Raw genomic sequence first — 12,231 nt, forward strand, 5'->3', positions numbered from 1 at the left:
CGTCTGCTGCCGAGACCCGCTTTGATGACCGCGCTCGACCCCAACAGCCACATCGCCATCATTGGCCTCGCCTGCGATTTTCCCCAAGCCGCAACTCCCGCCGAGTTCTGGAGCAACCTGGTCGCCGGCCGCTGCGCGGTCGAAGATCTCGACGAAACCGCACTGCGCGCGGCCGGGGTGAGCGATGCCGAGCTCGCCAACCCCAACTACGTTCGCGCCGGCATTCGCCTTGATGGTTTCGACCAGTTCGACGCCGGTTTTTTCGGGCTGTCTCCGCGCGAGGCCGCTGTGATGGACCCGCAGCACCGGCGCTTTCTGCAGTGCGCGTGGGCGGCGCTGGAGCACGCCGGCTACCGGCCCGATGCGCACGACAAGCAGACCGGCGTGTTCGCCGGTTCGGGCATGCACTGGTACCTGCTGCGCAACCTGTTCGGTCAGCGCGCATTGCTGGAGGACATGGGCGAGTTCCTGGTCCGGCATCTGTCGAACGACAAGGATTTCCTGTCGACGCGGGTGTCGTACCAGCTTGATCTGCGCGGCCCCAGTCTGAATGTGCAGACCGCCTGCTCGACCTCGCTGGTGGCGGTGCATCTGGCCTGCCAGAGCCTGCTGGCCGGCGAGTGCGACATGGCGCTGGCGGGCGGCTCGACCATCGAGGTGCCGCACGGCCAAGGCTATGTGTATCGCGAGGAAGAAGTGCGCTCGGCCGACGGCCGCTGTCGCGCCTTTGATGCCGACTCCGGCGGCACCGTGTTCGGCAGCGGCTGCGGGCTGGTGCTGCTGCGCCGCCTCGGCGATGCGCTGCGCGATGGTGACAGCATCTATGCGGTGATTCGCGGCACCGCGATCAACAACGACGGTGCCGGCAAGGCGGGCTATCTGGCGCCGAGCGTCGATGGTCAGGCCGAAGCCATCGCCACCGCGCTGACCTTGGCCGACGTCGATCCGGCCACGATTGGCTATGTCGAAACCCACGGCACCGGCACTCGCCTCGGTGATCCGATCGAAGTCAGCGCACTCAGCCAAGCCTTCGATGGTGCCGCGGTCGGCAGCTGCGGGATCGGTTCGGTCAAGACCAATATCGGCCATCTCGACACCGCCGCCGGCGTCGCCGGCATGATCAAGACCGCGCTGGCCCTGCACCACGGCCAGCTGCCGCCCTCGCTGTTCTTCAAGCGTGGCAATCCCGAGATCGACTTCGCGCGCAGCCCGTTCTTCGTGGTCGATCAGCTGCGCGATTGGCCGCAGGGCGAGGCTCAGACGCCGCGGCGCGCGGCGCTGAACTCACTCGGCGTGGGCGGCACCAACGCCTTTGCGGTGCTGGAGCAGGCGCCCGCCGCAGCGCGCCCGCCGCAGGCCGCAGACACGCCACTCGACACCCCGCAGCTGCTGCTGATTTCGGCCAAGACGCCAGAGGCGCTGCGCCAACGCGCCGCGGATCTGGCCCGCCATCTGGACGCCTGCGACACGCCGCTGGCAGACATCGCCTACACCCTGCGCGAGGGGCGCGTGGCGTTTGGCCTGCGCAGCGCGATTGCCGCGCGCAGCCGCAGCGATGCCGCGCGTCAGTTCGAAGCGTTGGCCAAGGATTCGCGCGCCGATGCACGCGTCGGCAAGTCTGCCCCGGTGCAAGTGTTCGGCTTCCCGGGCCAGGGCGCGCAGAGCCTCGGCATGGCGCGCGGGCTCTACGCCGCCGATGCGGGCGTGCGTGCCGCGCTCGATGACTGCATCGCTCACCTGCGTGCGCTCGGCCGCGAGGACGTGATCGAGCTGCTGCTGAGCGCCGCTGATACGCCGGACAACACCGCCCAGCTGCGCCGCACCGAGCTGACTCAGCCGGTGCTGTTCTGCGTCGAGTACGCGCTGGCCCGCGGCCTGATCGCGCGCGGCATCGAACCCGCGGCCAGCGTTGGCCACTCGCTGGGCGAATACGTGGCCGCGACCCTGGCCGGGGTGTTCGAACTCGGCGCCGCGATCCGGCTGATTTGCGTGCGCGGCCAGCTATGCGGTTCGGCCGCTGCCGGCGCGATGCTGGCAGTCAGCGCCGGGGTCGATGCGCTGCCTCCGTTTCTGACGGGCGACATCGATATCGCCGGCATCAATGCGCCTGAGCAGACCGTGCTGGCCGGGCCGGGCGCGGCGATCGACGCGCTCGCCGCCCGCCTCGAAGCCGATGGTTTCGGTGCGCGCAAGCTCGAGACCTCGGGCGCCTTCCATTCGGCCCTGCTCGATCCGCTGCTGGAAGATTTCCGCGCGGCCGTGCAGGCGGCCCAGCCGCGTCGGGTCGATCAGCTGAAGATCGCTTCCACGCTGACGGGCCGCTGGCTGAGCGCCGATGAAGCCGCCAACGTCGACTACTGGCTGCGCCATTTGCGTCAGCCGGTGAACTTTGTCGGTGCGCAGAACTGCCTGGATGAACTTGGCGACTACGTGCTGATCGAAGTCGGCCCTGGCCACACCCTGAGCCGGCTAGCACAGGCGCGCCGCAGCGATGCGCGCTGCCTGCCGGTGCTGGGCGCACGCACGCCGATCGAGGCCGAGCTGGACCGCTGGTTCGCAGTCCCCGGGCTGCTGTGGGCGCAGGGTGCTGCGGTCGATTTCAAGCGCTGGCAGCAGGCCGAACGCGGTCGCCGGGTGGCCTTGCCGACCTATCCCTTCGCCCCGGTGCGGCATTGGATCGATCCAGCGCCGGTGCAGGCACCCGCGGTAGTCGCGGCAGCTTCCGGCTTCGAGAGCTGGCTGCAGGCGCAGGACTGGCTGAGCGCGCCGCTGCCGCGCGCCGCCGCGCCGGCTGCGGTGGAATCCGTACTGCTGCTGGCCGATGCCGCCGGTATCGGCGCGGCCCTGGCCGAGCTGCTGCGCGCCCGTGGCGTGCCGGTGCGGCAGCTGCTGCGTGGCGCCGAGCTCGAACTCGACGGCGAGCGCCTGCAGCTTGACCCGGCCTTGGACAGCCACTGGCAGGCCCTGGCCGCGCAGCCGGCACCGAGTCATCTGATCGACCTGTGGGCGCTGGATGCCCTGGATGCGCCGGATGCCGTGCAGCAGGCGCTGTGTTTCGACTGGGCGCTGCGCATGGTCCAGCAGCTGACGCCCTGGAGCGAGCGCGAGGGCGGCCTGCGCTGGCTGAGTGTCAGCCTGCAGGCACAGTCGGCCGGTGAAGCCGCATTGATCCAACCGCTGCAGGCCCTGCGCGCGGGGCCGGTGCGCACCTGGCCGCAGGAGGCCGCCGGCGTGCGCAGCGTGTGGCTGGATCTGGAACGCACGCATGTCGGCAGCCCGGCGCTGGCTGCGCGCCTGCTGCTGGACGAGATCGATGCGGGCCTGAACGATGACAGCGTGGCCTGGCGCGGCCGGCGCCGGCTGCGGCCGGTGTGGACGCCCCTGCAGCTGCCGCGGCTGCCGACGCGCGCGGCACTCACGCCCGGCGGGCGCTATCTGGTCACCGGTGCCTTCGGCGGTGCCGGCCAGGCCCTGGTCGAACACTTGGCGCGGGTGCCGCAGGTTGAACTTGTGCTGCTGTCGCGCGGCGAGCTGCCTGCGGATCCAGCACACCCGCGGCGACGCTGGCTGAGCGCGCTGCAGGCGCTGGGTGCGCAGGTGCAGCTGCTGGTCGCCGATGTCACAGATACCGCTAGCCTGCAGAACAGTGTCGATACGGCCGGGCTGGATCGTCTCGACGGCGTATTCCACGCTGCTGGCGTGCTGGAAGACGGCCTGATCGCGCGCAAGTCGCTCGAATCGGCACAGCGCGTGCTGGCGCCCAAGCTGCAGGGCGCACAGGCTGTCGCGCAGCTGGCCGAGCGCTGCGGCGCCGAGTTCGTTCTGTACTTCTCCTCGCTGAGTGCGCAGATGGGCGTGTCCGGCCAGGTTGATTACACCGCCGCCAATGCCTGCCTGGATGCCTTCGCAGCGCGTGCCGATGCGCGCTCCAGCCGCACTCGCCATCTGGCCCTTGCCTTCAGCATCTGGCGTGAGGCCGGCATGGCAGCGCGGCTGGCGGCCGATCTCGGCCTGGCCCCGGCGCCGTTTGCCGACGCCCTGCCGCAGGCGCATCCGCTGCTGCAGCGCCGCCGCGACGAGGCCGATGGGCGAGTCGTGTTCGGCGGCGTGCTGGATCAGCACAGCGGCTGGGTGCTGGACCAGCATCGGCTGAAGACTGGCGAAGCGCTGCTGCCGGGCACCGGCTACATCGATCTGATCACGGTCGGCTTGAGCCTGCTGCGCGGTGGTTTCACTCCGTTCGCCTGCGCCCAGCTGAGTTTCGCCGCGCCGTTCAAGCTGGCCGGCGATGAGCGTCGCCGCTTCGAGCTCAGCTTCGCGGCCGCGGGTGAGGCCGCCTATCAGGTCGAGATCAACAGCCAGGGTGCCGAGGCCGACGATCGCATCGAGCATCTGTCAGTGCGGATCGAACTGCAGCCGACCGCCTTGCCGGATCAACTTCAACTCCGCGCCAGCCGCAGCAGCCTGCCGCCGCGCTACGCGCATCCGGAGCTGCGCTTCGGCCCGCGCTGGGACTGCCTGCGCCGGTTCGAAGTCGGCGCGGGTGAGGCTGAGCTTGAGCTGTCGGTCGATCACCCCGGCGACGACTCCGCCGCGGCCGAAACGCATGCTGCTGAACATCGGGCCGTGGAACACCCGCTGCACCCGGCCCTGTTCGATATGGCGATTGGCGCCGCCCAGGGCGCGCTGGCGCCGGCGGGGATCGATGCCGCGCGTCTGCTGCCGTTCCGCTACGGCCTGCTGCAGGTGCTGGCGCCGCTGCCCGATCGCCTCATCAGCCGTCAGCGCGCGCGCGCCGAGGGTGCGGATCTGGTGCTCGACATCGACCTGCTGGATATCCACGGCCAGCGCGTGCTGGTGCTGCGCGACTTCGTGCTGAAGGCGGCGCGCGCGCTGGCAACGAATGCCGCAGCGCCGCGGCCCAAGCCGCGCGCGGCGTCGGCCAATCGCATTCTGGAAGTCGGCTTTCGCGATGGTTTCAGCAGTGCTGATGCGCTTGCAGCGATCGAGACCGCACTGGCCCATGCCGGCCCCGCGCAGATCGCGCTGGCGCGGCGTCCGGTGGCGGTGTTGGTGGCCGATACGCGCAGCCCCGCCGAGCCCGAGCACGCGCCGGATGCAGCGGTGGCGGCGACGCCTGTCACGCGCAGCGCGGGCGGCACGCCCTTCGTTGCGCCGCAGGGCGAACTGCAGCAGCGCCTGGTGGAGCTGTGGGAGGGCATCCTTGATCTGTCGGGGGTTGGCACCGAGGACGACTTCTTCGCCCTGGGCGGCCACAGCCTGCTGCTGACCCGTGTCCTGTCGCGGCTGAAGCGCGAAACCGGCCGCGTACTGCCGGTCGAGGCCGCGTTCGAAACGCCGACCATCGCCGCCTGGAGCCGACTTGCCGCCAGCGCCGTCGCCGCGCCCAGCGGGCCGGCCCTGAAACGGGTCGACCGCAGCCGCTTCCGCGCCGACGCGGTGGCCGGCTGATGCGGATCACCGCATCGGCCCTCGCCAGGCCTGCCCGACCCGCGCAGCGGCCCGTCAGTTCAGATCTGTCGCCGCCGATCCGCCTGAACCCTCAGCGCCGCCGCGGCACTGATCACATCCTTCAAGTTCTCACTACCCGATCGCCATGACCTCGACCGCCGAGCTCTACCGTTTCCCGACCACCTTCAGCCAGCGCCAGCTCTGGTACGTGCAGGCCACCGCGCCGCAGACCACCGCCTACAACATCCCGTTCGCGTTCACTCTGCACGGCGCGCTGGATACGTCAGCACTGGAATACGCCCTGGCCGAACTGGTGGCCCGTCACGACGCGCTGCGCACCCACTTCGAGGTGCATGCCGAAGCGGTGCAGCAGGTGGTGGATATGGCCTTGCGCGTGCCGCTGGAGCAGGTCGATCTGTCCGCGCTTGACGACGCGGCGCGCGAGCAGGCCCAGGCCGAGCACACCCGCGCGGTCGCCGAACACGTATTCGATCTGTCACGCCCGACGCTGCTGGTACTGCGTCTGCTCAAGCTCGGCGCCGAGCGCCATGTGCTGCTGATCTGCGTGCACCACATCGTGATGGATCACCTCTCCGTGCTGCAGTTCGGCCGCGAGTTGGAAACGCTATACGCCGACTACCGCGCCGGCCGCCGCCCCGCTGCGCCTGCGGACGGCCTGCAGTACCCCGACTACGCGGTGTGGCAGGGCGAAGCGCTGGATGCCGCGGCGATCGCGGCCAAGCTGCCGTACTGGGTCGAGTCCCTGGCCGGCTGTCCGCACCAGTTGGAGCTGCCGACCGACTTCGCTCGGCCGCCGTTGCAGAGTTTTCGCGGCGGTGAAGTGCAGGTCGCCTTCAGTGCCGACACCAGCCGCGCCCTGCGCGCTTACGCACAGCGCGAGCAGCAGACCCTGTTCACGGTGATGCTCGGCGGCCTCGGTGTGCTGCTGCGCGGCTACACCGGGCAGGACCGATTGATCATCGGCTGCCCATTTGCAAATCGTGGCGCCGAAGAACTCGAAACGGTGATGGGCCTGTTCATGAACCTGCTGCCGGTCGGCCTGGAGGTCGATCCCCAGCAGCCCTTCGTCGAGCTGGTGCGCGCGGCGCGCCGGCAGATGATGAAGGCCCAGGGCGTGCAGGACACCCCGTTCGAGAAGATCGTGCAGGCCGTTGGCGTGCAGCGTGACCCCGCGCGCAACCCGCTGGTGCAAGCCTGGTTCACCTTCCAGGACGCGCCGATGGCGCTGGATCTGGCCGGGCTGAAGGTCGACAGCCGGCCGCTGCCCAACGGCGGCGCCAAACTCGATCTCTCGTTCTGGTTCTGGGACGACGGCGAGCGCATCTGCGGCCTGATCGAGTTCGATGCTGAGCTGTTCGAGCCCGCGACCGTCGAGCGGCTCGGCCGCCGCTTGGAGGCAGTGATGGCGCAGGTGGTGGCCGACCCGGCGGTGCAGATCGGTGCACTCAGCCTGATCGCGCCGGACGAGGCCGTCGCATTGGCCGCGGCCAGCTACGCCGGATCGCCCTCGCGCGAATGGTCCAGCCCACACGGCGCGTTTTTCGAACGCGCCCGCGTTGAACCGAACGGCATCGCGCTGCGTGCGATCGACGGCGAGTTCAGCGCCGGCCAGCTCGCCGCACGCGCCGATGCCATCGCTGCCGCTCTTCAGCAGGCGGGCGTTGGCGCGGGCGATATCGTCGGCGTCTGTCTGCAGCGCAGCGCGGATCTGGTCGCGGCCCTGCTCGGCGTGCTGCGCGCCGGCGCGGCCTACCTGCCGCTGGACCCGGACCTCCCGGCCGAGCGCATCGAGTACATGCGCGGCGATGCGGGCGTGCGCCACGTGCTGGTCGATGCTGAGGCCGCGGCGCGCTTCGATCGCGACGCCATCGTGCTGATCGATATCGCAAGCCTGCCGACGACCGCCCCGAGCGGTTTCAGCCCGGCGCCGGAATCACCCACCGCGCTGGCCTATGTCATCTACACCTCCGGCAGTACCGGCCGGCCCAAGGGCGTGCGCCTGTCGCAGGGCGCGGTCGGCAACTTTCTCGCGTCGATGGCGGATACGCCGGGCTTGAGTCAGCACGACCGCGTGCTCGCGCTGACCACCTATGCCTTCGACATCGCGGTGCTGGAGATCTTCCTGCCGCTGGCCGTGGGCGCCACCCTGGTGCTGGGCCAGCGCAGCCTGCTGGAGGCGACCGATGCGCTGGCATCGTTCATCGATGCCGAGCAGATCAGCGTGCTGCAGGCCACACCGTCGACCTGGCGCCTGCTGCGCGCCAACGACTGGGCGGGCCGACCGAACCTGAAAGCGCTGACCGGCGGTGAAGCGCTCGGCCCCGACCTGGCCGCCTGGCTGCTGCCGCGCGTGGGCGAGCTCTGGAACATGTACGGCCCGACTGAAACCACGGTGTGGTCGAGCCTGCAGCGCATCACCGGCAGCAATGTCGAGCTCTGCCCGATCGGCCATCCGGTCGCCCGCACCGGCCTGCACGTGGTCGACGCCCAGCTGCAGCGCCTGCCCAGCGGCATCGCCGGCGAGCTGCTGATCACCGGCGCGGGCTTGGCCGAGGGCTATCACCAGCGCCCCGAGCTGACGGCCGAGAAGTTCATCGTGCTGCCGGCTACCGGCGAGCGCGCGTATCGCACCGGTGATCTCGTGCAACGCATGGCTGACGGCAGCCTGCGGCACCTCGGTCGGCGCGATCAGCAGATCAAGATCCGCGGCTACCGGATCGAGCTGGGCGAGATCGAAAGCGTGCTGGCGGCGCAGCCGGGCGTGGCCGCAGCCGCAGCGGGCGTATGGCGTCTCAGCGATGCCGACCACCGGCTGGTCGCCTGGTATGTCGCAGAACCGTCTGCAGCACCCACGCTGGCCGAACTGCGTGCCGGGCTGTCGCTGCAGCTACCGGGCTACATGCTGCCGCAACACCTGCTCGCACTGCCGGCCTTGCCGCTGCTGCCCAACGGCAAATTGAACCGCGCTGCGCTGCCGTGGCCGGTGCTGCATGCACCGTCTGCCGAAGTTGCCGCGGTGGCGATCGAGCTCAGCGACGAGGAACGCCTGGTGCTGCAGACCGCCCGCGAGCTGTTGGGCACGGACCTGGTCGAACTGGACGACAACTTCTTCGAGGCCGGCGGGCACTCGCTGCTGGCGCTGAGCCTGTCGACGCGGCTGGAAAAGGTCAGCGGCGTCAAGCTGTCCCTGCTGGCCATCGCCCACGCAACTCTGCGTGCGGTGGCGGCACAGATCGCGAGCGGCGGCGCCCCAGCGGCCGAGCCCGTACGGACGGGGCTCGGCGCCAAGGTCGCCAAACTGTTCGGCTTCGGACGCTGATGCGCGTTTGAGGCAGAGCGCACCCGCGCGGGCATGCAGAGCGTCTGCAGGCCCGCGCGGGTCGCGGCCTCAGTCAGCCCGACCCGCAAACTCGCCGGTGACCGTGCTGACGGTGATGCGCTCGCCGTTGGTGATGTACTCCGGCACCTGGATCTCGATGCCGGTCGACAGCTTCGCCGGCTTCGGCCGCTTGGTGGCGGTGGCGCCCTTCATTTCCGGCGCGGTTTCGACCACTTCCAGCACCACGCTGGGCGGCAGCTGCAGGGCCACCGGCTGGTCGTCGATCACCGCCACGAAGCAGCCTTCCAGGCCATCGGTGATGTAGCCCGCAGCTTCGCCGACCACGTCGGCGTCGAGCATGTAGCTGGTGTAGTCCTGGGTGTCGAGGAACACGAAGGCCTCGCCGTCCTTGTAGGAGAACGTCGCCTGGCGGCGCACCAGGTCGAGCTCCTTCAGATCGTCTTCGGCGCGCAGGCTCAGATCGAACTTGGACCCGCCCGGAATGCTGTACAGGGTGAAGCGGAAGGTGACATTGCCGCCGCGTGCGGTCGGGGTGCTGCGTTCGATGTCGCGCACCTGATACACGGTGTTGTTGTGTTCGACGACATTGCCCTTGCGGACTTCATTGGCCTTCATGCGGGGTGCTCGGCAGGTGGAAAGTCCGCCATTTTCACCGAAATCCGTCCGCCTGCCCATGCAGGGCGGCGCGGCTCAAGCCTGCGGTGATCCGCCACGTGACGGCTTATCGGGCTGCGCCAAGGGTGTTGCGCGCGTCGTGCGCGCTCAGCGCTCCGGCAACGGCACCCGGATCAAGGGCGCCGGTATCCGCTCGCCGCTGATCCACAGCGCATCGCCGTCCACATCGAAGGCGAGCGCTTCGGCCTGCATCGCCCAGCCGAAGGGCAGCTCGATCGGGTCGCGCGCCAGCGCACGGGCCCAATCCTCACCGCGGCTGCGGCGGTACACATGCGCGCGCCGGTAGTTGAGCACCGCCAGCTGCAGGCCATCGTTGGACAAGTCGGCCGCGGTGATCTGGCTGCGGTAGCGGCCAAAGCGCGGGTTGCCGGCAAGCTCGAGCGCGGGCGGCGGCGCGATGCCGTGCAGTGTGGTGACCACGGCGGCCGTCTGCAGCGTGTCCGATGCGCCCAGCGGCAGCCGCAGCAGCTCGGGCGGTACGCGCTTCTTGGAGATCAGCAGCACCTCGCGTGCCTGCGCGTCGACCGCCACGGCCTCGACATCGCGCGCGCCGTCCGGCCAGCGGAAGCGCTGGGTCCAGGCCGGGTGAAGCTTGGCATCCGCCAGCACCGCGGGCTCTTCCACCACGACGAGTTCAAGCTCAGTGCGCACACCGCCGTTGTCGCCGGTGTCGGCGATCAGCAGATAGCGCCGACCGTCCAGCTCGAACGCGGCCATGTCCTCGAAATCGCGCGCGGCCACGCCGTCGATGTGCAGCGTCGCCAGGCGCCGGCCGCGGCGGTTGATCGCATGCAGGTAGGGCCCATTGCCGCTGTCGTTGTGCACCCAGAAGGTGTCGGCATGCCGCCCCGACAGCGCGATACCGCTGATCTCGCTCAAGCCGCGGTCGCGAATCAGAGCAATCAGATCAGGGGAGGGGAGGGCGCCGGGCGCTGCCGCATCGGCAGGCCCAAAGCCATGGGTGAGCGCGAGCATCAAGCCCAGCGCGAGGCCGCCTGCGCAGGCGAGCCGAGCCGCGTCGCGGATGAGAGAAAGGGTGCCGGGGTGCTGTCGTGGACCATCCATAGCCATGCCGAGATTGTGCCAGAGCACGCCAATGCTGATCGGGCGGGGCCCGGCGCGCTGGCTACAATGTCGGCCGCCCTCTACCGCCTCCGGAGCCACCGCATGTCCGCACCCACCGTCCGCCTGGGAACCCCATTGAGCCCCGATGCCACCCGCGTGCTGCTGCTGGGCGCCGGCGAGCTGGGCAAGGAGGTGGTGATCGAACTGCAGCGCTTCGGGGTGGAAGTGATCGCCGCCGATCGTTATGCCGATGCACCGGCGATGCAGGTGGCGCATCGCAGCCACGTGCTCGACATGCTCGACCCGATCGCCTTGCGCGCACTGATCGCACAGGAGCGCCCGCACCTGGTGGTGCCCGAGATCGAGGCCATCCACACCCAGACCCTGGTCGAGCTGGAGGCCGAGGGGCTGACCGTGATCCCGACCGCGCGGGCGGCCCGCCTCACGATGGACCGCGAGGGCATTCGCCGGCTCGCCGCCGAAGAACTGGGCCTGCCGACCTCGCACTATCGCTTTGTCGACACCGAGGCCGAGTTCCGCGCCGCGGTCGCCGCGGTCGGCCTGCCCTGCGTGGTCAAGCCGCTGATGTCGTCCTCGGGCAAGGGCCAGAGCACCCTGCGCAATGAGGCCGATCTCGGCCGCGCCTGGGCCTACGCGCAGGAAGGCGGGCGGGCCGGGGCAGGGCGCTGCATCGTCGAAGGCTTCATCGACTTCGAGTACGAGATCACCCTGCTCACCGTGCGCCACCGCGATGGCACCACCTTCTGCGCGCCGATTGGCCATCTGCAGATCGATGGTGATTACCGCGAAAGCTGGCAGCCGCAGCCGATGTCGACGCCCGCGCTCGAACGCGCTCAGCAGATCGCCGCCGCGGTGACCAATGCCCTCGGTGGCTATGGTGTGTTCGGGGTTGAACTGTTCGTGCGTGGCGATGAAGTGTGGTTCTCGGAGGTGTCACCGCGCCCGCACGACACCGGCCTGGTCACCCTGATTTCGCAGGAGCAGAGCCAGTTCGCCCTGCACGCCCGCGCCATCCTCGGCCTGCCGATTCCGGCGATTGATCCACTCGGCCCCGCGGCCTCGGTGGCTTTGCTGGCTGAAGGCCACGGCGTACCGGTGTTCAGTGGTATCGAGCGCGCGCTGGCGGAACCACAGAACGGCCTGCGCCTGTTCGGCAAACCCCGCGTAGCCGGCAAGCGCCGCGTCGCGGTGGCGCTTGCGCGCGGCGCCGAAATCGACACCGCGCGTGAACGCGCACGCCGGGTCGCGCAGGCGCTAACGATCAGCCTGGAGCCCGCGCCGTGAATCGCGCCCCATTGGACACCGCGTTGCGGCTTGGCCTGATCTGCGCAGTCGCGTCACTGCTGAGCCTGCCCGCCGCAGCGGCCGACATCGAGTGCAGCCCGAACCGGATCGGCCCCGGCGACACCGTGCGCGTGCTCAAGCACGACCGCAGCCTCGACGAGCTCGCGGTGGTGCGCCCTGATGGAGTCACGTGGGTATTCCTGGTGGTGGGCCAGCCACCCGCCGACCCGGAACGTGTCAACCCTTTCCCAACACTCGGCGACGTTTTTTCTAACTAACCACCTCCGGCAGATCGAGCTCAACGGGTGTGGATCTGGCCTTGAGCGCGCCGGGTGTGCTGAGCAGCTCAGCTG

General features: G+C 69.7%; 6 protein-coding genes. 4 read left to right on the top strand and 2 right to left on the bottom strand.

The genetic code is table 11. The annotated features are described in order from the left end of the window. The first annotated feature begins 24 nt into the window (after positions 1 to 24). Complete coding sequence (locus ACIQ7H_RS12985; RefSeq protein ID WP_395792114.1) at positions 25 to 5,472, top strand: SDR family NAD(P)-dependent oxidoreductase; 5,448 nt, start codon at positions 25 to 27, stop codon at positions 5,470 to 5,472. 145 nt (positions 5,473 to 5,617) lie between these two features. Beyond that, positions 5,618 to 8,812: an amino acid adenylation domain-containing protein gene (locus tag ACIQ7H_RS12990; protein ID WP_395792116.1), complete on the top strand. Its 3,195-nt coding sequence runs from the start codon at positions 5,618 to 5,620 to the stop codon at positions 8,810 to 8,812. Between the two features lie 69 nt (positions 8,813 to 8,881). On the opposite strand, the gene yeiP is transcribed toward ACIQ7H_RS12990, so the two are convergent. Both yeiP and ACIQ7H_RS13000 read right to left on the bottom strand, forming a co-directional pair. Then, a complete protein-coding gene (gene yeiP / locus ACIQ7H_RS12995; protein WP_395792118.1) occupies positions 8,882 to 9,448 on the bottom strand; it encodes an elongation factor P-like protein YeiP in 567 nt (188 codons plus the stop codon). Positions 9,449 to 9,595: 147 nt separating this feature from the next. Then, entirely contained in the window at positions 9,596 to 10,483 is an 888-nt protein-coding gene (locus tag ACIQ7H_RS13000; protein WP_395792120.1) for a hypothetical protein, read from the bottom strand. 192 nt (positions 10,484 to 10,675) lie between these two features. Here ACIQ7H_RS13000 and purT point away from each other — a divergent pair, with 192 nt between their 5' ends. Beyond that, positions 10,676 to 11,878 (top strand): formate-dependent phosphoribosylglycinamide formyltransferase, encoded by a 1,203-nt coding sequence (purT, locus tag ACIQ7H_RS13005; protein ID WP_395792122.1) that lies wholly within the window; start codon positions 10,676 to 10,678, stop codon positions 11,876 to 11,878. After that, positions 11,875 to 12,156: a hypothetical protein gene (locus ACIQ7H_RS13010; protein ID WP_395792124.1), complete on the top strand. Its 282-nt coding sequence runs from the start codon at positions 11,875 to 11,877 to the stop codon at positions 12,154 to 12,156. Before purT ends, ACIQ7H_RS13010 begins: the two co-directional genes overlap by 4 nt. Positions 12,157 to 12,231 lie beyond the last annotated feature (75 nt).

It is taken from the genome of Aquimonas sp., assembly GCF_044377145.1.
In the GTDB taxonomy this organism is placed as follows: domain Bacteria; phylum Pseudomonadota; class Gammaproteobacteria; order Xanthomonadales; family Xanthomonadaceae; genus Aquimonas.

Bases quoted from the DNA above. Each gene is read 5' to 3' on its own strand.
- ACIQ7H_RS12985 (WP_395792114.1), top strand. From the start codon at position 25: ATGACCGCGCTCGACCCCAACAGCCACATCGCCATCATTGGCCTCGCC.
- ACIQ7H_RS12990 (WP_395792116.1), top strand. From the start codon at position 5,618: ATGACCTCGACCGCCGAGCTCTACCGTTTCCCGACCACCTTCAGCCAG.
- yeiP (WP_395792118.1), bottom strand. From the start codon at position 9,448: ATGAAGGCCAATGAAGTCCGCAAGGGCAATGTCGTCGAACACAACAAC.
- ACIQ7H_RS13000 (WP_395792120.1), bottom strand. From the start codon at position 10,483: ATGCTCGCGCTCACCCATGGCTTTGGGCCTGCCGATGCGGCAGCGCCC.
- purT (WP_395792122.1), top strand. From the start codon at position 10,676: ATGTCCGCACCCACCGTCCGCCTGGGAACCCCATTGAGCCCCGATGCC.